The sequence below is a fragment of the Streptomyces sp. NPDC014727 genome, assembly GCF_043083485.1.
Classification (GTDB): domain Bacteria; phylum Actinomycetota; class Actinomycetes; order Streptomycetales; family Streptomycetaceae; genus Streptomyces.
On sequence record NZ_JBIBYR010000002.1, the window covers coordinates 466,681 to 490,572 of the forward strand.

The 23,892-nt window shown below is 71.2% G+C and carries 22 protein-coding genes; 17 read left to right on the forward strand and 5 right to left on the reverse strand.

Features of this window, described 5'->3' with window-relative positions; translation table 11 throughout:
- Nucleotides 1-31: 31 nt before the first annotated feature.
- The 5 genes from ACF1B9_RS05745 to ACF1B9_RS05765 all read left to right on the forward strand — a co-directional run bounded on the left by ACF1B9_RS05745 (nt 32) and on the right by ACF1B9_RS05765 (nt 5,373).
- Nucleotides 32-955: an ABC transporter permease gene (locus ACF1B9_RS05745; RefSeq protein ID WP_391739252.1), complete on the forward strand. Its 924-nt coding sequence runs from the start codon at nt 32-34 to the stop codon at nt 953-955.
- Nucleotides 948-1,922 (forward strand): ABC transporter permease, encoded by a 975-nt coding sequence (locus ACF1B9_RS05750; RefSeq protein ID WP_391739253.1) that lies wholly within the window; start codon nt 948-950, stop codon nt 1,920-1,922. Before ACF1B9_RS05745 ends, ACF1B9_RS05750 begins: the two co-directional genes overlap by 8 nt.
- Before the next feature lie 13 nt (nt 1,923-1,935).
- The gene (locus ACF1B9_RS05755; protein WP_391739254.1) at nt 1,936-2,913 is read left to right on the forward strand and encodes an ABC transporter ATP-binding protein; all 978 of its coding nucleotides are present in this window, start codon (nt 1,936-1,938) and stop codon (nt 2,911-2,913) included.
- Nucleotides 2,903-4,174 (forward strand): ABC transporter ATP-binding protein, encoded by a 1,272-nt coding sequence (locus tag ACF1B9_RS05760; RefSeq protein ID WP_391739255.1) that lies wholly within the window; start codon nt 2,903-2,905, stop codon nt 4,172-4,174. Before ACF1B9_RS05755 ends, ACF1B9_RS05760 begins: the two co-directional genes overlap by 11 nt.
- Before the next feature lie 197 nt (nt 4,175-4,371).
- The gene (locus tag ACF1B9_RS05765) at nt 4,372-5,373 is read left to right on the forward strand and encodes a hypothetical protein (protein ID WP_391739256.1); all 1,002 of its coding nucleotides are present in this window, start codon (nt 4,372-4,374) and stop codon (nt 5,371-5,373) included.
- A gap of 29 nt (nt 5,374-5,402) precedes the next feature.
- Here the strand turns inward: ACF1B9_RS05765 and ACF1B9_RS05770 are convergent, their stop codons facing one another.
- Nucleotides 5,403-7,535 (reverse strand): prolyl oligopeptidase family serine peptidase, encoded by a 2,133-nt coding sequence (locus ACF1B9_RS05770; protein WP_391739257.1) that lies wholly within the window; start codon nt 7,533-7,535, stop codon nt 5,403-5,405.
- 166 nt (nt 7,536-7,701) lie between these two features.
- On the opposite strand from ACF1B9_RS05770, the gene ACF1B9_RS05775 reads away from it, so the two are divergent.
- The 8 genes from ACF1B9_RS05775 (at nt 7,702) to ACF1B9_RS05810 (ending at nt 15,282) form a co-directional block, all read left to right on the forward strand.
- The gene (locus ACF1B9_RS05775; protein WP_093896879.1) at nt 7,702-7,896 is read left to right on the forward strand and encodes a hypothetical protein; all 195 of its coding nucleotides are present in this window, start codon (nt 7,702-7,704) and stop codon (nt 7,894-7,896) included.
- 111 nt (nt 7,897-8,007) lie between these two features.
- Nucleotides 8,008-8,907, forward strand: coding sequence for an N-acetyl-1-D-myo-inositol-2-amino-2-deoxy-alpha-D-glucopyranoside deacetylase (mshB, locus tag ACF1B9_RS05780; protein WP_391739258.1), 900 nt, complete (start codon nt 8,008-8,010; stop codon nt 8,905-8,907).
- Nucleotides 8,904-9,350, forward strand: coding sequence for a DUF6113 family protein (locus ACF1B9_RS05785; protein WP_391739259.1), 447 nt, complete (start codon nt 8,904-8,906; stop codon nt 9,348-9,350). The genes mshB and ACF1B9_RS05785 overlap by 4 nt, the downstream gene beginning before the upstream one ends.
- 430 nt (nt 9,351-9,780) lie before the next feature.
- Nucleotides 9,781-11,580, forward strand: coding sequence for a hypothetical protein (locus ACF1B9_RS05790; RefSeq protein ID WP_391739260.1), 1,800 nt, complete (start codon nt 9,781-9,783; stop codon nt 11,578-11,580).
- Nucleotides 11,581-11,814: 234 nt separating this feature from the next.
- Nucleotides 11,815-12,750, forward strand: coding sequence for an ABC transporter ATP-binding protein (locus ACF1B9_RS05795; RefSeq protein WP_391739261.1), 936 nt, complete (start codon nt 11,815-11,817; stop codon nt 12,748-12,750).
- Nucleotides 12,747-13,487 carry an ABC transporter permease gene (locus ACF1B9_RS05800; protein WP_391739262.1) on the forward strand — a complete coding sequence of 247 codons (741 nt, stop codon included), beginning with the start codon at nt 12,747-12,749 and terminating at the stop codon, nt 13,485-13,487. The genes ACF1B9_RS05795 and ACF1B9_RS05800 overlap by 4 nt, the downstream gene beginning before the upstream one ends.
- Nucleotides 13,484-14,674, forward strand: a complete 1,191-nt coding sequence (locus ACF1B9_RS05805; protein WP_391739263.1) for a sensor histidine kinase — start codon at nt 13,484-13,486, stop codon at nt 14,672-14,674. Before ACF1B9_RS05800 ends, ACF1B9_RS05805 begins: the two co-directional genes overlap by 4 nt.
- Entirely contained in the window at nt 14,671-15,282 is a 612-nt protein-coding gene (locus tag ACF1B9_RS05810; protein WP_391739264.1) for a response regulator, read from the forward strand. Before ACF1B9_RS05805 ends, ACF1B9_RS05810 begins: the two co-directional genes overlap by 4 nt.
- A gap of 285 nt (nt 15,283-15,567) precedes the next feature.
- On the opposite strand, the gene ACF1B9_RS05815 is transcribed toward ACF1B9_RS05810, so the two are convergent.
- Both ACF1B9_RS05815 and ACF1B9_RS05820 read right to left on the reverse strand, forming a co-directional pair.
- Complete coding sequence (locus tag ACF1B9_RS05815) at nt 15,568-15,750, reverse strand: hypothetical protein (protein WP_391739265.1); 183 nt, start codon at nt 15,748-15,750, stop codon at nt 15,568-15,570.
- 122 nt (nt 15,751-15,872) lie between these two features.
- The gene (locus tag ACF1B9_RS05820) at nt 15,873-16,598 is read right to left on the reverse strand and encodes a class F sortase (protein ID WP_391739266.1); all 726 of its coding nucleotides are present in this window, start codon (nt 16,596-16,598) and stop codon (nt 15,873-15,875) included.
- A 278-nt stretch (nt 16,599-16,876) separates the two neighbouring features.
- On the opposite strand from ACF1B9_RS05820, the gene ACF1B9_RS05825 reads away from it, so the two are divergent.
- The 3 genes from ACF1B9_RS05825 (at nt 16,877) to ACF1B9_RS05835 (ending at nt 20,851) form a co-directional block, all read left to right on the forward strand.
- Entirely contained in the window at nt 16,877-17,755 is an 879-nt protein-coding gene (locus tag ACF1B9_RS05825; protein WP_391739267.1) for a hypothetical protein, read from the forward strand.
- A gap of 611 nt (nt 17,756-18,366) precedes the next feature.
- Entirely contained in the window at nt 18,367-18,606 is a 240-nt protein-coding gene (locus tag ACF1B9_RS05830) for a hypothetical protein (RefSeq protein WP_391739268.1), read from the forward strand.
- Between the two features lie 160 nt (nt 18,607-18,766).
- On the forward strand, nt 18,767-20,851 hold the full coding sequence (locus ACF1B9_RS05835) for a GTP-binding protein (RefSeq protein WP_391739269.1): 2,085 nt from the start codon (nt 18,767-18,769) through the stop codon (nt 20,849-20,851).
- Between the two features lie 653 nt (nt 20,852-21,504).
- Here the strand turns inward: ACF1B9_RS05835 and ACF1B9_RS05840 are convergent.
- Both ACF1B9_RS05840 and ACF1B9_RS05845 read right to left on the reverse strand, forming a co-directional pair.
- Nucleotides 21,505-22,335 carry a transglutaminase-like domain-containing protein gene (locus ACF1B9_RS05840; RefSeq protein ID WP_391739270.1) on the reverse strand — a complete coding sequence of 277 codons (831 nt, stop codon included), beginning with the start codon at nt 22,333-22,335 and terminating at the stop codon, nt 21,505-21,507.
- 16 nt (nt 22,336-22,351) lie between these two features.
- Entirely contained in the window at nt 22,352-23,353 is a 1,002-nt protein-coding gene (locus ACF1B9_RS05845; protein ID WP_391739271.1) for a GNAT family N-acetyltransferase, read from the reverse strand.
- 117 nt (nt 23,354-23,470) lie between these two features.
- Here ACF1B9_RS05845 and fdxA point away from each other — a divergent pair, with 117 nt between their 5' ends.
- Entirely contained in the window at nt 23,471-23,791 is a 321-nt protein-coding gene (gene fdxA, locus ACF1B9_RS05850) for a ferredoxin (protein WP_018956287.1), read from the forward strand.
- Nucleotides 23,792-23,892 lie beyond the last annotated feature (101 nt).

Genomic DNA, 23,892 nt, shown 5'->3' on the forward strand with positions numbered 1-23,892 from the left:
CCCTTGACCCCCGCGACCCCCGGAGCCCTTCATGGGACGTTATGTGATCCGGCGGCTGCTGCAGATGATCCCGGTCTTCTTCGGCGCCACACTGCTGATCTTCCTCATGGTGAACGTGATGGGCGATCCCATCGCGGGCCTCTGCGGCGAACGCCAGTGCGATCCGGCGACCGCCGCCCGACTCCGCTCGGAATTCGGTCTCGACAAGCCCGTCTGGCAGCAATACGCGACCTACATGGGCAATGTCTTCACCGGCGACTTCGGCACCGCGTTCAACGGACAGAAGGTCACCGAGCTGATGGGCACCGCCTTCCCCGTCACCATCCGGCTCACCGTCGTCGCGATCGTCTTCGAGATCGTCATCGGTATCAGCCTCGGCGTCGTCACCGGCCTGCGCCGCGGCCGCCCCGTCGACACCGGCGCGCTCATCCTGACCCTGGTCGTCATCTCCATCCCGACCTTCGTCACCGGTCTGCTGCTCCAGCTCCTCCTCGGAGTGCAGTGGGGCGTCATCAAACCGTCCGTCTCCCCTCAGGCGCCCTTCAGCGAGCTCCTCATCCCGGGACTCGTCCTCGCCTCGGTCTCCCTCGCGTACGTCACCCGGCTCACCCGGACCTCGATCGCCGAGAACGCCCGCGCCGACTACGTCCGCACCGCCGTCGCCAAGGGACTGCCCAGGCGTCGCGTCGTGATCCGGCATCTGCTGCGCAACTCGCTGATCCCGGTCGTCACCTTCATCGGTACGGACGTGGGCGCACTGATGGGCGGGGCGATCGTCACGGAGCGGATCTTCAACATCCACGGCGTCGGCTACCAGCTCTACCAGGGCATCTTGCGGCAGAACTCGCAGACCGTCGTCGGCTTCGTCACCATTCTCGTCCTCGTCTTCCTGGCGGCGAACCTCATCGTCGACCTGCTGTACGCCGTACTCGACCCGAGGATCCGCTATGCCTGATCAGACACCGGACGAGGCGATGTCACCGGCCGGATCAGGAGGCGTGATGGACCTCGCCCTGGAGGAGGGCACGACCCTCGAAAAGACACCGGGCGGGCCGGCAGGCACCGGCCCCGCCGAGAAGCCGCGCAGCCTGTGGTCCGACGCCTGGCGGGACCTGCGCCACAACCCGTTCTTCCTCATCTCCGCCCTGATCATCCTCTTCCTGGTGATCATCTCGATCTGGCCGTCGCTGATCGCCGACCAGGACCCCCTCGACTGCAATCTCGGCAAGGCCCAGCAGGGCTCCCAGCCCGGTCATCCCTTCGGCTTCGACGGACAGGGCTGCGACGTCTACACCCGGACCGTCTACGGGGCCAGGAACTCGGTGACCGTCGGCGTCTGCGCCACCCTGGGCGTCACCCTGCTCGGCGGCCTCCTCGGTGGCCTGGCCGGATTCTTCGGCGGCTGGTGGGACTCGGTCCTCTCCCGCCTCACGGACATCTTCTTCGGCATCCCGGTGGTCCTCGGCGGCCTGGTCTTCCTCTCCGTGGTCACCAGCGCCACCGTCTGGCCGGTCATCGGCTTCATCGTGCTGCTGGGCTGGCCGCAGATCGCCCGCATCGCCCGGGGCTCCGTGATCACCGCCAAACAGCACGACTACGTGCAGGCGGCACGGGCGCTCGGCGCCTCCAACACGCGGATGCTGCTGCGCCACATCACCCCGAACGCCGTCGCGCCGGTGATCGTCGTCGCGACCATCGCGCTCGGTACGTACATCTCGCTGGAGGCGACCCTCTCGTTCCTCGGCGTCGGCCTGAAACCGCCCGCCGTCTCCTGGGGCATCGACATCTCCGCCGCGTCCCAGTACATCCGCAACGCCCCGCACATGCTGCTCTGGCCCGCCGGCGCGCTGGCGGTCACCGTGCTCGCGTTCATCATGCTCGGCGACGCGGTGCGCGACGCCCTCGACCCCAAGCTGCGCTGAGGAGCCCACAGCCATGTTGCTCGAAGTGCGCGATCTGCACGTGGAGTTCCACACCCGCGAAGGGGTGGCCAAGGCGGTCAACGGGGTCAACTACTCGGTGGCCGAGGGCGAGACGCTGGCCGTCCTCGGCGAGTCGGGCTCCGGCAAGTCGGTCACCGCACAGGCGATCATGGGCATTCTCGACATGCCGCCCGGGAGGATCGGCGGCGGCGAGATCCTCTTCAAGGACCGCGATCTGCTGAAGATGCGGAAGGACGAGCGACGGAGGATCCGCGGTCAGGAGATGGCCATGATCTTCCAGGACGCGCTCTCCTCCCTCAACCCGGTGCTCAGCGTGGGGGAGCAGCTCGGCGAGATGTTCGTCGTCCATCGCGGGATGTCCCGCAAGGACGCCAGGCTGAAGGCCGTCGAACTGATGGACCGGGTCCGCATCCCGGCCGCGAAGGAGCGCGTGGGCAACTATCCGCACCAGTTCTCCGGCGGAATGCGCCAGCGCATCATGATCGCCATGGCCCTGGCGCTGGAACCGTCGCTGATCATCGCGGACGAGCCCACCACCGCCCTCGACGTGACCGTCCAGGCCCAGGTGATGGACCTGCTGGCCGAGCTCCAGCGCGAGCTGAACATGGGCCTGATCCTCATCACCCACGACCTGGGCGTGGTCGCGGACGTCGCCGACAAGATCGCCGTGATGTACGCGGGCCGGATCGTCGAGGCCGCCCCCGTCCACGACATCTACCGGGCCCCCGCTCACCCGTACACCAAGGGTCTGCTCCGGTCGATCCCGCGCCTGGACCAGAAGGGCCAGGAGCTCTACGCGATCAAGGGCCTGCCGCCCAACCTGCTGCACATCCCGCCGGGCTGTGCCTTCAACCCGCGGTGCCCGATGGCCCAGGAGGTCTGCCGAGGCGAGGTCCCGCCGCTGTTCGAGGTGGCCGAGCACCGTGAGAGCGCCTGCTACTTCTGGAAGGAGACGCTCGATGCACGCTGACCACTGGGGGCGCGAGGAAGCGCGCGAAGGGGGCGGTACGGCCCACGCCCTGCTGGCCGAGGAGCGGGCCGGGTTCCCGGCCGCCGGACGCGAGCCGATCCTGGAGGTCCGCGATCTGGTCAAGCACTACCCGCTGACCCAGGGCATCCTGATCAAGAAGCAGATCGGCGCGGTCAAGGCCGTCGACGGGGTCTCCTTCGACCTGGCGGCGGGCGAGACGCTCGGGATCGTGGGGGAGTCGGGCTGCGGCAAGTCGACCGTGGCCAGGATGCTGGTGCATCTGGAACGGCCGACGGCCGGCGCGATCAAGTACAAGGGCGAGGACATCACCAAGCTGTCGGGACGCGCCCTGAAGGCCGTGCGCCGCAACATCCAGATGGTGTTCCAGGACCCGTACACGTCGCTGAACCCGCGTATGACGGTCGGCGACATCATCGGCGAGCCGTACGAGATCCACCCCGAGGTGGCCCCGAAGGGCGACCGGCGGCGCAAGGTCCAGGACCTGCTGGACGTCGTGGGTCTCAACCCGGAGTACATCAACCGCTATCCGCACCAGTTCTCCGGCGGTCAGCGCCAGCGCATCGGCATCGCCCGCGGCCTCGCCCTGAACCCCGAGATCATCGTCGCCGACGAACCCGTCTCGGCCCTCGACGTCTCCGTGCAGGCACAGGTCGTCAATCTGCTGGACCGCCTCCAGACGGAGTTCGGGCTGAGCTACGTCTTCATCGCGCACGACCTGTCGATCGTCCGGCACATCTCCGACCGGGTCGGCGTGATGTACCTCGGCCGGATCGTCGAGATCGGCACCGACGAGCAGATCTACGAGCACCCCACGCACCCGTACACCCAGGCGCTGCTGTCCGCGGTCCCGGTGCCGGACCCGATGGCCCGCGAGCACCGGGAGCGGATCATCCTGCACGGCGACGTCCCCTCACCCGCCAACCCGCCTTCCGGCTGCCCCTTCCGCACCCGCTGCTGGAAGGCGCGGGAGCGGTGCGAACTGGAAGTGCCGCTGCTGGCGGTTCCGGCGGTCTTCCGGCTGGCGGACACACCCGCCGGACACGATTCGGCCTGCCACTTCGCGCAGGAGAAGCAGGTGGTGCCGCCGGAGGGGCTGCTGGAGACGCCGGGGGAGACGCTGGTGGAGGAGGCCGGGGTGCCACCGCAGACGCGCGAGGACGGGACGAGCGGGGCGGGCACGCCGGACGCCGAGGGCGAGGAGGACGGGCCGCCGCCCTCCGGCAGCAGCCGGGTCGTCTGACGGCCCGCACGGCAACACCGGGGCAACCCGGCCGTCCCACGTCCGATACACGAACGCGTCACCCTGGTCCGCGTACGGCCGTGCGGGTGCCGTGAACCGGCCGGGCGGCCATCAAGTCCCCCCGGCCGGTTGCCCGTTGGTGCATCTTCGTGGCCCGGCTCTTGTCCGGCGGCTGGGGGCGGTGGAGTATCGCTCGGGTGATACTCACACGGTGGGCAAGGGTCACCGGCGCCGTTCTCTGCGTCCTGCTCGCGGTGATGGTCGCGGGCTGGCTCGTACGGGATGTCGCGGCGGTCGACGATCCGGGCCGGTTGTGGCGGTACTGGGCCGGCTACCGCGAAGCACAACTGTCCGCCGTGCCCACCACCTCGGCCGACGACGTGGTGCTGCTCCTGGTGTATGTCGTCGCCGCGTTCGCGGCCCTCCGGTCCGTCGTGGCCGGTACCGCGCTGGTCGCCACCGGAGCGGTCACTCTCGCCGTACGGCTGCCGGCGCTCTGGAACATCGGTGCGTCCCGGATGAACGCCCGGTTCTCCGACGATCTCCGCACCCGCGCCCTGATCTGCGCCTTCGCGGCCCTCGCGGTGGGCATCGCGCTGATCATCACCGCGGGCGCCGGCCGCAGGCCGCCGCACGACTTCTCCGAGCGCACCCCGACCCGGCCGGGCCAGGGTGCGGGTGTGACCGCCTTTCTGCTGCTGGGCGCCTCGGGAGCGGTGGTGATCGCCTGGGAGATCCGCCAGGCGGTGCGGTTCCCCTTCATCTACCCCGACTGGTTCGTGGGCGGGGACCGGCTCCTCCTGGGGCTGATCGACGCACCGCCCGGCTGGAACAACGCGGTCCTCGCGCTGCTCTGTCTGTTCGCGGGGACGGGCGCGCTCTTCCACGCCGTGCACGCACGGCCGTTCGGCCTGATCGCGGCCGGATTCCTGCTGTCCGTCGGGGTGCCGGGAGTGGTCCGCGCCGCGCACTACAAGATGCTGGACCACTTCGCCGATCTGCGGACCGAGGACCAACTCACGCTGCTGAGCTGGTTCTTCGAGATGATCGCCGCGGCGGTGGTACTGATCGTGCTGGCCCGGCGGGGCAGCACGGACGATCCTGCCCCGCCCCACCAGGGCTACGGGCAGGGGTACGGCTTTCCGCGGCCCGGCGGCTTCGGTCCGCCGCCCCCGTCCCAGCCCCCGCCGGGCTGGTGACGGGCGCGGCCGGCGCCGCCCCGCTCAGCTCACCCCCGCAGTCCCAGCGACCGCTTCAGGAAGTCCACCTGGAGCAGCAGCAGATTCTCCGCCACCTGCTCCTGCGGCGTCATGTGCGTCACCCCGCTGAGCGGCAGCACCTCGTGCGGCCGCCCTGCCGAGAGCAGCGCCGACGACAGCCTGAGCGCGTGCGCGACCACCACGTTGTCGTCGGCCAGACCATGGATGATCATCATCGGCCGGGCCTCGTCCGCGGCCTCGGAGAGCCCCTCGTCCGTCAGCACCGAGTTGTGCGCGTACACCTCCGGCTGCTTCGCCGGATCGCCGAGATAGCGCTCGGTGTAGTGGGTGTCGTACAGCCGCTGGTCGGTCACCGGCGCGCCCACCACCGCGGCGTGGAAGACGTCCGGCCGGCGCAGCACGGCCAGCGCCGCCAGATATCCGCCGAACGACCAGCCGCGGATCGCCACCTTGCCGAGGTCCAGCGGGAACCGCCCGGCGAGTGCGTGCAGCGCCTCGATCTGGTCGTCCACGGTGAGGACGAGATTGTTCTTGACGGCCTTCTCCCAGGCCGGCGAACGCCCCGGTGCGCCCCGGCCGTCCGCGACGACCACCGCGAAACCCTGGTCGGCGAACCACTGTGACGTCAGATGCGGATGGTGGGCGGCGAGCACCCGTCGGCCGTGCGGTCCGCCGTACGGGTCCATCAGTACAGGAAGGGGACCGTCCGACTCTTTGTACCCATCGGGGAGCAGCACGGCGCACGGAATTCGCCGTGCGCCCCCCTCGGTGAGACGTACCCGCGCCGACAGAACCGGCTCCTCGGCGAAGCTCGCCACGGTGGCGATCCGCTTGCCGTCCCGCAGGACGTCGGCACGGGCCCCCGGCCGCTCCAGGGAGTGGGAGACCAGCACCGTCACCGCGCCCGCGCGGACGGCCGAATGCACCCCGGCCCCTTCGGAGACCCGTTCGATGCCCAGCTCGTTGACCCGGTACACATGGCTCTCGCCGATCTCCGGCTCCGCGGCCTCCTCGCCCGCCGACGCCGACACCAGGACATCCGAATCACCGATGTCCAGGACCGCCTGGAGCTGCAACTGCGCCCCGGTCAGCAGCCGGTCGCCGACCGCGAGCACCCGCGCCCCGCCCTCGTCCACGATCCGCACGAGCCGCCCGTCCGGCGCCCAGGCGGGCACACCGGGGAAGATTTCCAGCCAGACCGGGTCCTCGTCGACGTGCACCGTCCGGGTCGTACCGGTCTCCGGGTCCACCGCGAGGAACAGCTGACTCTGCTGGTCACGGGCCTGCACGAGGATCAGCGGGGCCCCGGCCGACGACCAGTGCACCTGCGCCAGATACGGGTAACGCGTCCGGTCCCAGACCACTTCGGTGCGGGTGCCGTCCAGGCCCATCACGAAGAGCCGCACCTCGGCGTTGGGAGTCCCCGCCGCCGGATAGGCGACCTCGGCCGGCTTGCGGTCCGGGTGCGCGGGATCCGCGATCCACCACCGCCGCACGGGGCTGTCGTCGACCCGGGCGACCAGCAGCCGGTCCGACTCCGGCGACCACCAGAAGCCCCGCGAGCGCTGCATCTCCTCGGCCGCGACGAACTCCGCGAGGCCGTACGAGACGTTCGGCCCCTCCGGCTCGGCGAGCGCCAGATCGCCGTCGCCCCCGGCGCCCACGACACGCAGCGCGCCCTTCGCGACGTACGCGACGAGGCGCCCGTCCGGCGACGGCCGCGGGTCGATCACCGGGCCGGGCACCGGCAGCGCCCGCGCCGTACCCGCCCGCAACTCCGCGACGTACACCTTCCCGGAGAGCGCGAACGCGGCCAACTCGGCCGCCGCGTCGACCGCGTAGCCGACGATCCCCGAGGAGCCCTCACGGCTGCGCTCGCGCCGGGCCCGCTCCTGGGGCGACAACCGCTCCGCCGAACCGCCCAGCAGCCTCTCGGGGTCGGCGACGACGCGCTCCTCGGGCGTACCGCCCCCGGACAGGTCCAGCACCCACAGCCGTCCTGTCCGGTCCGTGCCGGATCCCGACCGCAGGAAGATCACCCGCTCTCCGTCGGGTGACACGGTGAACGCACGGGGGGCGCCGAGGGTGAATCGCATCGTCCTGGCGTGCTGACGCGGAAATGAGATCTTCTGCGAAGTCATGGGCCCGAACCTAGTGCCCGACCGCCCGGTCGTGCGCCCCTCGTGCTGCTGTGCCCCGATCAATGCGGTACGACGGATAGTTATGATCCGTAGCGCTCGGTGGGTATGAACCTGCTGGCTCCATGTGTGCTGCCCGTCCCGACCGTACTGATGGAGGTGAACCGCCGTGGCACTCTCGATTTCGGCGGTGGTGCTGCTGGCGATCGTCGTCTTCCTGCTGATCCGGAAATCCGGACTGAAGGGCGGACATGCGGTGGTCTGCGCACTGCTCGGTTTCTATCTCGCCAGCTCGTCCATTGCGCCCAGCATCTCGAACCTGACCACGAATGTGGCCGGCATGATCGGAAGCCTCAAGTTCTGAGCCCCGACTCGTCGACGCGGGCGTGGTCGGCCGGGGCCCGGTCGGCGGATCGGGGCCGGGGGTGCGACGCCCGGCACGGCCCGGGGGCGTTCGGCTCGTAGGGTGGTCCCCATGACGGACCATCCAGCCCGGCGTCTGCTCCTGGTGCACGCGCACCCCGACGACGAGTCGATCAACAACGGCGCCACCATGGCCAGGTACGCGGCCGAGGGTGCCCAGGTCACCCTGGTCACCTGCACGCTCGGCGAGGAGGGCGAGGTCATCCCGCCCGGACTCGCCCATCTCGCGGCGGACCGGGACGACGCCCTGGGCCCGCACCGCCGGGGTGAACTCGCTGCGGCGATGAAGGAGCTCGGGGTCACCGACCACCGGCTCCTCGGCGGCCCCGGCCGCTTCCGCGACTCCGGAATGATGGGCGCCGAGCAGAACCACCGCCCCGGCGCCTTCTGGAACGCGGACGTGGACGACGCCGCCGGGTACCTCGTGGAGGTGATCCGCTCGGTGCGTCCGCAGGTCCTCGTCACCTACGACCCCGACGGCGGGTACGGACACCCCGACCACATCCAGGCCCACCGTGTCGCGATGCGCGCCGCCGAGCTCGCCGCCGACCCCGCGTACCGCCCCGGACCGGACGCCCCGCACACCGTCGCCAAGATCTACTGGAACCGGGTGCCCCGCTCGGTCGTCGAAGAGGGCTTCGCGCGCCTGCGGGACACGGCACCGGACGCCTTCCCGGGGATCGCCGCCATCGACGACGTGCCGGGTGTGGTCGACGACGCGAGGATCACCGCGCGGATCGACGGCTCGGCCCATGCCGCGGCCAAGAGCGCGGCGATGCGGGCCCATGTCACGCAGATCGCCGTGGACGGCCCCTTCTTCGCCCTCTCCAACGACCTCGGCCAGCCCGTCCTCACCACCGAGTACTACGAGTTGGTGCGCGGCACCTCCGGAGCCCCGCGAGGGGCACGCGAGGACGACCTGTTCGCCGGCGTACCGGGAGCGGAGCGATGAGCGACGGCAAGCAGCGCGCACCGCGCTCCGGCGCGCCCTCCGGGGGTGTCCCGGCGACCGGCCTGGCCGCCCCCCTCAACCCTGGGCGGATCGCCGCCTACGTGGGCCTGCTCGTCCTCGGCGCGCTCGTCGGGATCGCCGGGGCGCTCGTCCAGGCCGCGTGGTTCCCCGCCGGACTGCTGCTCGCGCTGCTCGCCTGCGCCGGGCTGTTCTACGGCGGGCGCCGCGTCTTCGACACCCAGCTCGGTGCTCTGACACCCGCTGCGGGCTGGCTGATTTCGGTCGTTCTGCTGCTCGGTGGACGGCCGGAGGGCGACTATGTCTTCGGCGATGAGCTGGGCCTCACCCTCTTCATGCTCGGCGGGATGGCCGTCGCTGTGATCTGTGCCACCATGTCGCGGTCGCCCCGACCGGGCGCCGACAGTGGCCGACCTGGCAAGTAATGTGCCACGTCCGATCCCGTAATGCCCCTTGTCCGTTCGTCGGTCATGCGGTCGTTTCCCCCGGTCGCGGGGTGTCTGTCGGCCGCGGCCAGTATGGTGGTTCGCGCGCCGAGCCGTCCCCTGGCCTGCGGCATGGGGGAAGTACGGGCGGTGGAGCCAATCGGGAGAACCTGCTTTGAGTCGTGAAACTGACAGTTCGTCCTCCGGGCCCCAGGGGCGCGGAGGAGCCGCGTACCCCTCGGGGACGCCGCCGTACGGATCCCGCCAGTATCCGTCGCTGCACCCTTCGCAGGACGCCCCGGAGGGGGCCCCGGAGCCTGCGGACCCGCCTCAGTCCGAAGAACCGAGGACCGAGACGACGCTGACGACGCGCATCCGGATCAACATCCCGGGCTCGCGTCCCATCCCGCCCGTGGTCATGCGTACGCCCATGAGCGACGCCGACACCGCCGACGCCGAGCGCACGGGCACCATCCCGCGCCCCGGCCCGCCCGCGCCGAACGGTACGCCGGACGCCTCCGACGCCGCACCGGGCGCCGAGGCGGCAGCCGGTCCGGCGACCACGGAACCGGGCGCCGAGAAGCCGGCCAGGGAGAAGAGCGGCAGCGACTGGTTCGCCCCGCGCAAGGCCCCCGTGAACACCTCGGTCATCGCCACCGGCGGCGCGCCGGGTGGCGCCGACGGCGCCAAGGGTGCCACGCCCGCCCCGCCCCGCGCCGACCTGCCGTACTTCTCGGACGGTCCGCAGCACGCGGGCGGCCAGGACGCGCCCGGCACCGGCGGCAGCGCCCTGGACGAGTTCGGCGCGGGCGGCTCGCGCCCCACGCCGAACCTCGGAGTGCGGACGCCGGGCCCCTCGGGCCCCACCACGGGCCCGGTCACCGGCACCTCGTCCCTCACCCCGAACCTCGACGGACCGGGCGCACCGGGCTCCGGCGGACCCGCGGGCCCGCAGGGTTCCGGCGCCCCCGGTGGCACACCCCCGCGGATGTCCGACGACACGGCCGTGCTGACGCCCCAGTTCGCGGCCCCGGCCGCCGCCGGGCCGGGCGGCAACGTCTCCGGTGACACGCTCACCAGCGGCATCCCCGTCGTTCCGCCGGAGCCCCGCTCCCCGTCCCCGTTCGCGAGCGCGGGCGGCCCCGGCGGCGGACGTCCCGATCTGACGCCCCGTATCGCGGACGACGCGATGGGCACCGGACCGGCGGGGCCCGGCGGTCCGGCCGCTCCGTCGCCGGCCCCCGCCGCGGCGCGCTCCGCGCCGACGCCCGCGCCCGCGAAGAAGGGCCGCTCCAAGCTGGTCCTCCTGTGTGCGGGCATCGTCGGTCTTCTCGGTGTCGCGTACGGCGCCGGGCTGCTGATGAACCACTCCGACGTCCCCAAGGGCACCACCGTTCTCGGCGTCGACATCGGCGGCGGCACGAAGGACGACGGCGTCGCGAAGCTGGACGCCGCTCTCGGCAAGCGCGCCGTGGCACCCCTCCAGCTGTCGGTGGACGGCAAGAACACCGAGCTCGCACCGGACAAGGCCGGGCTCAGCCTGGACAGCCAGGCGACCGTGCGGTCCGCCGCGGGCAGCGACTACAACCCGGTCTCCGTCATCGGGTCCCTCTTCGGCGGCAAGCGCGTCGTCGACCCGGTGATCCCGGTCGACGAGGAGAAGCTCGGTGTCGCGCTGGCGGATCTGGCGGGAGTCTCCGGCTCGGCCGACGACGGCACGATCAAGTTCGAGCCGGGCAAGGCCGTCGCCGTACCCGGCAAATCGGGCAAGACGCTGGACGTCAACCGCTCGATGATCTCGGTGCGTGATGCGTACCGGGCCCAGGTGCAGACCGGCAAGGCGGCCACCGTCCAACTGCCCGTCACCACCCGTGAGCCCACGATCAACCAGGCGGAACTGGACCGGGCGATGAGGGAGTTCGCGAAGCCCGCGATGTCCGGTCTGATCACGATCAAGGCCGGTCCCAAGCAGATTCAGTTCGGCCCGGCCAAGTCGCTGCCGCAGATCCTCACGATGGTGCCGGTCAAGGGTCGGCTGGTCGAGCACTACGACAAGAAGGCCATCGACACCCTGTGCGACGGCGTCTTCAACGGCATCATGATCACCAAGGGCGACGGCAAGCAGCACCAGCTCAGTGCGGACGATGTGGCGCAGGCCATGCAGACCGCGCTGCTCGGCAAGACCACCGCCGAGCGGACGGCCACGATCGACCTGAACGGCAACGGATAACCGCCCCACAGCGGCGAACAGCGCCCCACTCGCCCCGCCCCCGCCCGGATCTCCGGCCGGGGGCGGGGCCGTGTGCGGATCCCTGTGCGTGCGCGGCGGCCGCGTTCCGATGACGGGGCCGTGTTCACGCGCGGGCCCGGCCACGGAGTCATGCGCTCGGCATGACATCTGTCATCCCGATTCCACGATCGGCGACCCTGCCGGGCGGACCCCTCCCTCCGCCACGCTGGACGCATGACAACGACAGCAACCGAGGCCACCGGGGCGAAGACCGCAGCGGTCCGCTTCGACCAGGTCAGCAAGGCGTACGGAGCGGTGCGTGCCGTCGACGGGCTCAGCCTCGACCTGCATCCCGGCGAGACCGTGGCGCTCCTCGGCCCCAACGGCGCCGGGAAGTCCTCCACCCTGGATCTGCTGCTCGGACTGCGCACCGCCGACTCCGGCTCGGTCCGGGTCTTCAACACCACCCCGCAGAACGCCATCGCCGCGGGCCGTGTCGGCGCGATGCTGCAGACCGGCGGCCTGATGGAGGACGTCAAGGTCGAGGAACTGGTCCGCCTCGCCTGCGATCTGCATCCCAGGCCCTACCCGGTGGACGAGGTGCTGTCGCGCGCCGGCATCGCGCAGATCGCCGACCGCATGGTCAACAAGCTCTCCGGCGGGCAGGAGCAGCGCGTACGGTTCGCGCTCGCCACCGCCGGAGCCAACGACCTGATCGTCCTCGACGAGCCGACCACCGGCATGGACGTCACCGCACGCCAGGCCTTCTGGGCCACGATGCGCGAGCAGGCCGAGCAGGGCCGCACCGTCCTGTTCGCGACCCACTACCTGGAAGAGGCCGACGCGATCGCCGACCGTGTCCTCGTCCTCCACAAGGGCCGGCTGCTGGCCGACGGGACCGCCGCCGAGATCAAGGCGAAGGCCGGGGCCCGCCGGATCTCCTTCGAGCTGGACGGTCCGGTCGACGAAGCGGCCCTGCGCGGGCTGCCGTTCCTCGCCACGCTCGACATCACCGGCAACCGGGTCCGTATCCAGTCGCACAATGCCGACGCGACCGTCCACGCGGTCTACGGGCTCGGCCTCTACCCGCGCGAGCTCGAAGTCGCGGGACTCGGCCTTGAGCAGGCCTTCGTAGCCATCACCGAGGCCGAGGAGGCCAGGACCCCGTGAACACCCTCATCAGGCTCGAAGTGACCCGCACCCTGCGGAACAAGAAGTTCATGTTCTTCTCGGTCATCTACCCCTCGGTGATCTATCTGCTGATCTCCGGCACCCGGAACACCACGGACAAGGTCCCGAACAGCGACCTCACCCTCCAGGCCTTCTTCATGGTCTCGATGGCCTCCTTCGGCGCGCTGACCGCCGTCCTCATGGGCAACAGCGAACGCATCGCGAAGGAACGCGAGAAGGGCTGGGTCCGCCAGCTCCGGCTCACCGCACTGCCCGGTCGCGGCTACGTCCTGGCGAAGATCGCCAGCGCCGCGATGGTCACCCTGCCTTGCATCGTCGTCGTCTTCCTGGTCGCCGTCGGCGTCAAGCACGTACGGCTGGACACCTGGCAGTGGTTCGCGCTGACCGGGGTCATCTGGGCCGGTTCACTGGTGTTCGCCGCGCTCGGGGTCGCCATCGGCTACATCGCCAGCGGCGACGCGGTCCGCCCGATCACGATGATCATCTACTTCGGGCTCTCCATCCTCGGCGGCCTGTGGATGCCCAGCGCGACCTTCCCGCAGTGGCTGCAGAACATTTCCGAGTGGCTCCCCACACACGCGTACGCTTCTCTCGGCCAGGCGATCGAGATGGGCGGCTCGCCCCACGCCAAGGACGTCGCCATCCTCTGCGCCTACTTCCTGATCTTCGCGGGCGGCGCGGCCTGGCTCTACCGGAAGGACACTCTGAAGGCGTGAACGACGACGAGACGTCCGTGGGCGTCGGGAGCCCGCCGACGCGACGCCGACAGGTCTGGATCAAGCTGCTCTGGATCGGTGTCTGGCTCGCGTTCATGAGCGCCCCCGTCAAGGACCTCATCGACGGCGACCACCCCGCGTGGGCGACGGCGCTCGGCACCTTCGGTCTGGTGGTGTTCGTCGCGGCGTATCTCGTGCTGGTCTTCCGCCAGACGGCGAAGGCCCTGGACCGGCGCCTCGTCCATTCCGCGATCGCGTTCCTGGGCACCCTCGCCGCCGTCCTCTCCCTGACGCTCGGCAGCGCGTGGCTGGTCCTCTTCGTGTACGTCGCGGTCTCCGTCGGCGCCACCATGCCGTTGCGGACCGCCCGTTGGCTGATCCCCGCCGTCACCGCCGTCCTGGTCGGGATCGGCCTGACCGGCGACCACCCCCGGGAGATCATCACCGCCCTGGTCTTCCCCGCGCTGCTGGGCGGGTTCGCGATGACCGGCGTACGGCAGCTGATCCGTACGACGGTCCAGCTGCGGGAGGCCCGCGCGACCGTCGCCCAGCTCGCCGCCAATGAGGAGCGGCTCAGGCTCGCCCGCGATCTGCACGATCTGCTCGGCCACTCGCTCTCGCTCATCACGCTCAAGAGCGAGCTGGCCGGGCGGATGCTCCCCGACCATCCGGAGCAGGCGGCGGTCCAGGTCGCGGACATCGAACAGGTCAGCCGTCAGGCCCTGGTCGACGTACGCAGCGCCGTCACCGGCTACCGCCGGCCGACCCTCCCCGGGGAGCTGGCCGGAGCCCGTACCGCCCTCGCCGCCGCGGGCATCGCCGCGGACGTACCGGCCGAGGCCCCCGACGACCTCTCCGAGAAGCCGGAGGAGGTGCTCGCCTGGGCGCTGCGGGAAGCCGTCACCAATGTCGTACGTCACAGCGAGGCCCGGCACTGCGCGGTCACCCTCGCCCCGCGTCAGACCCTCGACGGCAGGGTCCTCGAACTCACCGTCGCGGACGACGGCGTCGGGGCCGCGGGGACGAAGCCGGGCAACGGCCTCACCGGCATCACCGAACGCCTCGCCACGGTCGACGGCACGCTGACCACCCGGACCGGCGGCCCCGGTGCCGGTTCCGGATCCGGTAAAGGCTTCACCCTGACCTTGAGTGTGCCGCTCGAATCCGGCCTAGGATCCACGGAATGAGCATGATCAGACTCCTCCTCGCCGAGGACCAGTCCATGGTGCGCGAGGCCCTCGCGGCACTCCTCGGCCTGGAACCCGACATCGAGGTGGTGGCCCAGGTCGCCCGCGGGGACGAGGTGCTGGCCGCAGCGCACGAGCACCGCATCGACGTGGCGCTCCTGGACATCGAGATGCCGGGCATGACCGGCATCGACGCGGCGGCGGCCCTGCGGCGCGAACTCCCGGCCGTGAAGGTCGTCGTCGTCACCACCTTCGGCCGTCCCGGCTATCTGCGCCGGGCCATGGAGTCGGGCGCCGACGCCTTTTTGGTGAAGGACGCCCCCGCGGCCCAACTGGCAGCGGCGGTGAGGAAGGTGCTCGCCGGGGAGCGGGTCATCGATCCCACCCTCGCGGCGGCGGCCCTCGCCGACGGGGCGAGCCCGCTCACCGACCGCGAACGCGACGTGCTGCGCACGGCGGCGGACGGCTCCACCAACGCGGAGATCGCGGACGCGCTCCACCTCTCGCAGGGGACGGTCCGCAACTACCTCTCCATGGCGATCCAGAAGATGGCGGCCCGCAACAGGGCCGAGGCGGTCCGCATCGCCCGCGAGAAGGGCTGGCTGTAGCGACGTGCCGGGGCCCGGCACGGACGCCGTTCGTCGCGGCGGTCAAGGGCGACGGTCTGGTGTGACGGCTTGCCTGCGGGGGCGCACACCCCCGCACGGTGAGTCCGTCAGTCCGTCAGCGTCTCGCTGAAACGGGACGGGCCGCCGGGGGCGCCGAGCGTGGCCGCGCCGAACGAGACGGAAGGCTCGATGCACCGCCCCAGTTGACGGCCAGAACCGTGCCCTTGTCGCCGTCGGGCGTGGTCGCCCAGAGCCGGCCGACCAGATCCGCGTAACCGTCACCGTTCAGATCGCATTGAAGTCGTCATGCAGACGCTTGGTGCTCGGCGTGCTCGGCGTGCTCGCCGTGCTCGCCGCGGGGGTGGTCGGCTCTGTCGTGGCGTGGCCGAGGGGCGCCGCGACGGCTCCGGCGACCAGGGCGATGCCGGTTGCGATCGTCAGGCGGCGTCGGTGGGAGAGTACGAGCACGTCGCTCAACTCCGTTGCTCATGAGGCCGGTCGGGGCGGCAGGAGTTCAGGTTCCTGTCGCCCCGTACGACCTCACGGCCCGGCGGATGGTTGTATCCCGGCGTCCGGCCGCCGACCGGCCGTCAGTCGCTCTTGGGGGATTCGAGGTGGGCGAAGGCCACCACGTTGTCCTCGTAGTCCTTGACCGTCTTGTTGTACGGGCCACCGCAGGTGATCAGACGCAGCTGGGCGGACGGGGTGTCGGCGTAGACGCGCTTGTCAGGGAAGTTCGCCTTGCTGAACGTCTCGACGGTGTCGACCTTGAACGTGGCGATCGAGCCGTCGGCGCGGGTGATGTCGACCGAGGCGCCCGGCTTGAGGAACTGAAGCTGCAGGAACACGGCCGGACCCGTCTTCGTGTCGACGTGGCCCGCCACGATCGAGGCGCCGCGCTCGCCGGGGGTGACGCCGTCCTTGAACCAGCCCACGAGGTTGGGGTCGGTGGCGGGCGGCGGGTTCAGCCGGCCGTCGGCGCCGATGCCCAGGTCGGTGAAGGGTGCGTTGACGGCGATGGACGGAATCTGCAGCCGTGTGGGGGCCGAACGCGCCATCGCCGGGCCGACGGGCGGCTCCGACGGGGTGACGGGAGGTGGCGCGGCATGGGAGCCGAGGATCTCGGGCGCGGGCATGGCGGGCGCGACGGCAGCGGGCGGGGGCGGCGCTTTGTCGTCGACCGAGGCGCCGAAGGAGTTGTAGATGAGGAGCATGCCGAGCCCGGCTGTCACGGCGGGCCACATCAAGGCGCGGCCTAGTGTGGTTCCGGGGGCGGGCCGGGTGGGGGTGGAACCGGGCGACTGCGGCGCGGCCATGGGAACGTGCCTTTCACTTGCGCGGTGTCGGAGGAGGGGGAGCTGGAGCTCGGCCGGTGTCGACCGGTGGGGAAACGAAGGCGCCGCGGCCGCCGCCCCGGGGGACGACGGCCGCGACAGTGTGATGACCGGCTGAGGTCTGGGCCCGGTCAGGCGATCGCGCCACCCGACGACTGACGGCGGCGCAGCTTGTACGCGCCGACGCCGACGCCACCGAGCAGCAGCGCCGAGCCGGCGGCCAGGCTGCCACCGGTCATCGCCATCCCGCCGCCACCGGCGTGGACGCCGCCACGGGGCTTGCCCTCGCCACGGCCGCCGCCGTAGTCGCCGCCACGGCCGCCTTCGTCGCCACCGCGACCGCCTTCGTCGCCGCCGCGACCGCCCTCGTCGCTGGTGGTGACCCGGGCCATGAAGCCGCCACCGGCGTGGACGCCACCGCGGGGCCTGCCCTCGTCGCGGCCACGGTCTCCGCCGCGCCCGCCCTCGTCGCGGCCACGGTCTCCGCCGCGCCCGCCCTCGTCGCGGCCACGGTCTCCGCCACGGCCACCCTCGTCGTCGCCACGGCCGCCGCCGTAGTCGCCGCCGCGACCGCCTTCGTCGTCACCGCGACCGCCTTCGTCGTCACCGCGACCGCCTTCGTCGCCGCCGCGACCGCCCTCGTCGCCGGCGATGATGCCGGCCATGAAGCCGCCACCGGCGTGGACGCCGCCACGGGGCTTGCCCTCGCCACGGCCGTGGTCGCCGCCGCGGCCACCTTCGTCACGGCCGCCACGGTCGCCGCCGCGGCCGCCCTCGTCGTGACCACCTCGGCCACCCTCGTCGTGACCACCGCGGCCGCCCTCGTCACGGCCACCGCGGCCACCCTCGTCACGGCCACCTCGGCCGCCCTCGTCGCCGGCGTTGATGCCGGCCATGAAGCCGCCACCGGCGTGGACGCCACCGCGGGGCCCGCCTTCGTCGCGGCCACCGCGGTCTCCACCGCGACCGCCTTCGTCGCGGCCACCGCGGTCTCCACCGCGGTCGCCGCCTTCGTCGCGGCCACCGCGGTCTTCGCCGCGACCGCCTTCGTCACGGCCGCCGCGGTCTCCGCCGCGATCGCCGCCTTCGTCCCGTCCGTGGTCGTCGCGCGAGGACGTTGCGCCGTTGTTGGGCCCTGAGTCCGCCGCCGTGACCATGGCGTAGGCGGAGGGGCCGGTGATGGCGAGGACCGCTGTGACAGCGGCCGAAGCGAACAGTGTGCGGGCAGAGCGCATCTGAACACATTCCTTCCGCCGCGACTGCGAAGAGCGACCGGCTGTCGACTCAGTGTGAAGCAGTGGCGACGTGATCCACCGTCAGTCAAAGTGCGGGTCCGCGCCATCGGGGAGCGCCGCATTGGAGCTACGCCCTCGGCCCTTCGGGTGGCGAAGTGCCGATAATCACCCGTTGGACTGCACGCGGTGCCGCGCGAGGTTTGGGTGGTGCCCTGCCACCCGTTTGCTCGCACGGCGCCACCGCCGGACGGCCCGGCTCCCGGCCGGGGGCGATCGCTCGGATCGGCGTGAACACCGCCTGGAGCAGAGGGAGTTCGGATGGTGCTCTCGGTGCGTACGGTGAGGTGCCCAGGCGTGACGTCCGATGGGGTGCCGTCGGCAACCACCCCTCGAATCCGCGTGGCGGTGCTTGCGGGCCGGCGACACGCCGAAAGCAACGGCCACCGCCGCGCCGTGATGCTTGTCGACCGCCTCGCCGCCCGGCTCCGTATCGGCCCGCTCCCTGGAGCCGGGCCATGGCCGAGGTGATCGGCGCGGTGGTACGCCAGAGGCTGACCGGCTACCGGGATGCCTGGACGGAGGGCGGGCTGTCGCCGGAGGACCTCGGTGTCGTCGAATGCGGCGCCAACGACCCCGCCGCCCGCCGGGCGGTCCGCGGACCGCTCTCCCGCCGCGGCCCGCGGCCGACCGCCCTGGAACTGCCCACCCGTCTCGTCGTCCGTTCCAGCACCGCCGCCGCCCCGGAAGCGGAGTGAGCGACCGCCGACGGTGAAGCCGCCGGTAAATCGGTTGTCGTGCGGGGAGACACCTGCTGTACTCCCCGCAGCAGTCGACCGGCCGAGGAGAAGACCATGCGCGGAACTCTCATGTTCATTCAGACGGAAATCGCCACCGCTCTCGAATACATGGAGTTTCGTGCACACGCTGAATCTGGGAATTCTGGCGCATGTCGACGCCGGTAAGACGAGCCTGACCGAGCGGCTGCTCCACGCCGCCGGTGTCATCGACGAGATCGGCAGCGTCGACGACGGGAACACCCAGACCGATTCGCTGGCCCTGGAACGGCAACGCGGCATCACGATCAAATCCGCCGTCGTCTCGTTCGCCATCGACGACATCACCATCAATCTGATCGACACACCCGGGCACCCGGATTTCATCGCCGAGGTGGAACGGGTGCTGAATGTGCTCGACGGCGCCGTGCTGGTCGTCTCCGCGGTGGAGGGCGTCCAGGCGCAGACCCGCGTTCTGATGCGGACGCTGCGCCGCCTGCGCATTCCGACGCTCATTTTCGTCAACAAGGTCGATCGCGGTGGCGCGCGGGAGGAATCCGTCCTGCGCGCCATCTCCGAGAAGCTGACCCCGGCCGTCATCGCCATGGGATCGGTCGACGGGGCCGGTGGCAGGGCCGTCCGCTGCGTGCCGTACACCGCCGCCGACGCGGACTTCACGGACCGGCTGACCGAGCTGCTCGCCGATCACGACGACGCGCTGCTGGCCGCCTACGTCGAGAGCGCGGTGGCCCTTCCGTACGGCAGGCTGCGCGAGGCGCTGTCGGCGCAGACCGGGCGGGCGCTGGTGCATCCGGTGTTCTTCGGCTCGGCGATCACCGGGGCCGGAGTGGACGCCCTGATCAACGGGATCAAGGAGCTGCTGCCGGTGAGCGAGGGCGATGCGGATGGGCCGGTCACGGGCACCGTCTTCAAGGTGGAGCGGGGTCCGGGCGGCGAGAAGATCGCGTACGTGCGGATGTTCTCGGGCACGGTACGCATCCGCGACCGGCTGCCCTTCGGCCGATGCGAAGGAAAGCACGGCGACGGAGAGGGCGAAGGAAACGGGAAGGGCGGGGGAAAGCGGGGCGAAGGGAAGCGGGACGACGGGCGCGGCGAGGGGAAAGTGACCGGGATCAGTGTCTTCGACCGCGGTGCGGCCGTATCGGAGCCCTCGGTCGGCGCGGGCCGGATCGCGCAGCTCCGGGGCCTCGGTGACATCCGGATCGGCGATACGGTCGGCGAACCGGGGACGAGCGTGCCGGACCGCTGGTTCGCCCCGCCGACACTGGAATCGGTCGTGGTCCCCTGTCCTCCGGCGAGCAGGGGCGAGCTGCATTTCGCGCTGGCGCAACTCGCCGAGCAGGACCCCTTGATCAATCTACGTCAGGACGACATCCGGAAAGAGGTGTCCGTCTCGCTCTACGGCGAGGTGCAGAAGGAAGTCATCCAGGCGACGCTGGCCGATGAATTCGGAATCGACGTCACCTTCCGCGAGACCACGACCATTTGTCTGGAGCGGCCGAACGGCAGCGGTTCGGCGTACGAGGTCGGCGACCAGGATCCCAATCCCTTTCTGGCGACCATCGGCCTTCGCGTCGATCCCGCCCCGATCGGAAGCGGTATCGAATACCGGCTGGAGGTGGAACTGGGATCGATGCCGTTCTCCCTGATGAGGGCGGTGGAGGAGACCGTCGGCGAGACCCTGCGCCAGGGAATTCACGGCTGGCAGGTCACCGATTGCGTCGTCACCATGACGCATTCCGGCTACTGGCCCCGGCAGAGCCATTCCCACGCCGTCTTCGACAAGAGCATGTCGAGTACCGCCGGGGACTTCCGCAATCTGACCCCGCTGGTCCTCATGAGCGCGCTGGAGCAGGCCGGCACCACGGTGTACGAGCCGATGCACCGCTTCCGCCTGGAATTCCCCGCGGACCTGCTCGGCCCGCTCCTGCCCGTACTCGCACACCTGCGGGCCGTCCCCGGCACACCGGCCGTGCGGGGTGCGGCGTGTGTGCTGGAGGGAGAGATCCCGGCGGCCCGGATCCATGAGCTGCAACAGCAGCTTCCGGCCCTGACGCGTGGCGAAGGGGTCCTGGAGTCCGACTTCGACTGCTACCGGGCCGTCGTCGGTACGGTCCCGGACCGGCCGCGCACCGACCGCAATCCGCTCAACCGCAAGGAGTACCTGCTGCAGACGGTACGCAGGATCGCCGCACCAGGGGATTGACACCGGCCCGGCACGGCCGGAACGGCCCGGCAGGGTCCGCCGCCCGCGTGCCGGGCCGGTCCGGCGCCTTCCCGCCCGTGCCCGTACCTGCCCGGACCTGCGCGGCTCCCGTTCCGCCCCGTCGTAGGGCACCCTGGGCTGCCGCGCGGGCCCCGGCGGCCCGCCCTGCACCGGGCCGCGTACCTGCTCCACACCCACCAGCAGCTGGCCTCCCGCGGTGTGCTGGTCGTCGGTCCCAACCCCACCTTCATCGGGTACATCGGACAGGTCCTGCCCGGCCTCGGTGAGAACGGCGTGCTGCTGTCCACCGTCGGAGAGCTGTACCCGGGGGTCCGGGCCGACCGCTCCGAGGAGCCGGAGACAGCCGAGCTCAAGGGCTGTGCGGAGATGGCGGCCGTGATCGCGGCGGCGGTACGGGACCGGCAGGTACCGGCGGGCACGACGCTCGAAGTCGAGTTCGACGGCGATGTCGTTCGCCTCGGCCATGAGGAGTGCCTGCGCGCCGCCGACACCGCCCGCGCGACCCGGTTGCCGCACAACCTCGCCGCGCCCGTCTTCCGGCGCGAGATGGTGACCGAGCTCGCCCGGCACTCCGTGGCGGCCACGGGCCGCGCTCGACGCCCTGTGGCCGCCGCTCACCCCGCAGCAGCTCCTCAGTTCAGCAACGACCGTGCCGCCCGTGCCCGCTGCCGGATCGCTTCCGCCGCCTCGGGTTCGACCCCCTCGACCACATCCGCGTACTCCTCCATCTCCGCGGCCCCGCGCGCGAACTGCCCGCTCTGAACGAGCAGCTGGGCCCGCTCGTAGCGCAGCCGGGCCGGATGCGAGGGAAGCAGCAGCGAGAGGTCCACCGCCCACAGCGCGACATCCGTCCGTTCCGGACGGGCCGCCGCCCAGGCCCTGATGTTGTTCAGGATCCGCAGCACGATCTCCAGAGGCCGCGCGGGCACCAGCATCGACTCGTCGAGCGGTTCCCCGGTCGCCCCCGCCACCAGCAACTCCGCGTCCTGCCCGGTCATCGGCCGGCCGCCGTCGAAGGGGTCGGCCAGCACCCGCTCGGCCGGGTCGCCGAACCCGACGACGAAATGACCGGGCAGTGCCACCCCGTACACCGGCGCGCCCGCCCGCCGCGCCACCTCGATCCACACCACGGACAGCAGGATCGGCAGCCCGCGCCGCTGCCGCAGCACCTCGTGGAGCAGTGACGAACCGAGCCGGTGGTAGTCCGCCGACGAGCCCGCGAAGCCGCACCGCTCGCCGAGCAGTTCCGCCAGGGCCGAGGCCCACTCGCGGCCGCCCCGCATCCCGTACGGAAGCCGGCCCGCCAGATCGTCCAGTTCGATCTGCGCCGCGTCGATCCCCCGCGCGTCCAGCGCGGGGTCGGCCACCGCGGCCAGCAGCAGGCAGAGCAACGCGAGGTCCGGCCGTTCGGCGCGCGCCTCCTCGGCGAACCGGCTGCGCGGATCCTCCCTCTCGGGGTTCATGGGATGCCTGCCTCCGTCACGCCGGCCGGAAGTGGTGATACCGATGATGGACCGCGAACCCCATGCCCTCATAGAGCGCCCGCGCCCCCTCGTTGTCCGTCTCCACCTGCAGCCACGCCGCCGACGCGCCCTCGCCCAGGGCCTTGCGGGCGAGCGCGGTCATCACGGCGGTGGCGAGCCCTCGGCGCCGCTGCGCGGGATCGACCTCGACGGCCATGAACCCCGCCCATCGCCCGTCCACCACGCACCGTCCGATCGCTGCGGGCGCCGCATCCCCGGCGTCACCGGGCACGGAGGCGAACCACACCGAAGGGCCGCCGCGCAGCACCTCCAGGACGTGCGGTCCCGGTCTCTCGAAGCGCTGACAGCGGGAGAGCCACGCCTCGTCGAGATCCCGGCTCAGCCGTACCCCCGACACATCGGCGTCCAGATCACCGATCGGCGCCGCCGCGGCGATCCGTACCTCCGCCGTCACCTCACGCAGCCATCCGCGCTCCTCCAGCTCCGCGCAGAGCCGCTCCTGGGTGCCCTCGGCGCCGGTCGCGGCCTGGATGTACGCGGGCAGACCGCGCTCCTCGTACCACCGCCGGACGCGCCGGAGTGCCTCGTCGAGCGGTATGCCCGGATCGCCGAGCGGCAGGACGGAGTTGGCGCGCCGGGTGAACCCCTTCGCGGCGCGCAGCTGCCAGTCGCCCAGCGGCTCGCTCTCCACCGGCGGCCAGGCGCGGGCACAGACCCGCGCGAGTTCGTCGAAGGAGGCCGCGGGGCCGCGCCGCCGGGCCGGCGCGGCGGGTACGACCTTGCCCGCCACCAGCGTCGATTCCGTGATACGGACGGAGTCACCGTTCTTCGTTGTGATCGACAGCACACCACTGTCCCACGATGTGAGAACACCAACCGTGTCGGTGAACTTCGCTCCTTGCGGGCCACGCTCGGTCACGCGCCGGACTGATACACGTTTGCCCACGTCAGCCGCTGTAATTCGGACTTCGAGTTGTCCGCCGATGGTGAATTCCACAGCTCTCTCAGCCCCTCCTGTTCGGTTCGTGCCCGGGAACGGAGATACTAGGGGCGGGCATCGACGACGCCGCGCTCCCGCGCGAGAGCCAACGCCCTACCGAGGAGGAACGACAGCGTGACCTACGTCATCGCGCAGCCTTGTGTCGACGTGAAGGACAAGGCCTGCATCGAAGAGTGCCCCGTCGACTGCATCTACGAGGGCCAGCGGTCCTTGTACATCCACCCGGACGAATGCGTCGACTGTGGAGCCTGTGAGCCGGTGTGCCCGGTCGAGGCGATCTTCTACGAGGACGACACCCCGGAGGAGTGGAAGGACTACTACAAGGCGAACGTCGAGTTCTTCGACGACCTCGGGTCGCCCGGTGGTGCCTCCAAGCTGGGCCTGATCGAACGCGACCACGCGTTCATCGCCGCGCTGCCGCCGCAGAACCAGTAGTCAGCGGCAGGCACGTGCGTCGCCCCGGTCCCGTACGGCTCGTCACCGTGCGGGACCGAGGCGTTTCCACGGCCGAGCGGCCCGAGTAACGACCTCGCCCA

Coding starts and splice junctions, on each gene's coding strand:
- ACF1B9_RS05745 (WP_391739252.1), top strand. CDS start 32: ATGGGACGTTATGTGATCCGGCGGCTGCTGCAGATGATCCCGGTCTTC.
- ACF1B9_RS05750 (WP_391739253.1), top strand. CDS start 948: ATGCCTGATCAGACACCGGACGAGGCGATGTCACCGGCCGGATCAGGA.
- ACF1B9_RS05755 (WP_391739254.1), top strand. CDS start 1,936: ATGTTGCTCGAAGTGCGCGATCTGCACGTGGAGTTCCACACCCGCGAA.
- ACF1B9_RS05760 (WP_391739255.1), top strand. CDS start 2,903: ATGCACGCTGACCACTGGGGGCGCGAGGAAGCGCGCGAAGGGGGCGGT.
- ACF1B9_RS05770 (WP_391739257.1), bottom strand. CDS start 7,535: ATGACTTCGCAGAAGATCTCATTTCCGCGTCAGCACGCCAGGACGATG.
- mshB (WP_391739258.1), top strand. CDS start 8,008: ATGACGGACCATCCAGCCCGGCGTCTGCTCCTGGTGCACGCGCACCCC.
- ACF1B9_RS05785 (WP_391739259.1), top strand. CDS start 8,904: ATGAGCGACGGCAAGCAGCGCGCACCGCGCTCCGGCGCGCCCTCCGGG.
- ACF1B9_RS05790 (WP_391739260.1), top strand. CDS start 9,781: ATGAGCGACGCCGACACCGCCGACGCCGAGCGCACGGGCACCATCCCG.
- ACF1B9_RS05795 (WP_391739261.1), top strand. CDS start 11,815: ATGACAACGACAGCAACCGAGGCCACCGGGGCGAAGACCGCAGCGGTC.
- ACF1B9_RS05810 (WP_391739264.1), top strand. CDS start 14,671: ATGAGCATGATCAGACTCCTCCTCGCCGAGGACCAGTCCATGGTGCGC.
- ACF1B9_RS05820 (WP_391739266.1), bottom strand. CDS start 16,598: ATGGCCGCGCCGCAGTCGCCCGGTTCCACCCCCACCCGGCCCGCCCCC.
- ACF1B9_RS05830 (WP_391739268.1), top strand. CDS start 18,367: ATGGCCGAGGTGATCGGCGCGGTGGTACGCCAGAGGCTGACCGGCTAC.
- ACF1B9_RS05840 (WP_391739270.1), bottom strand. CDS start 22,335: ATGAACCCCGAGAGGGAGGATCCGCGCAGCCGGTTCGCCGAGGAGGCG.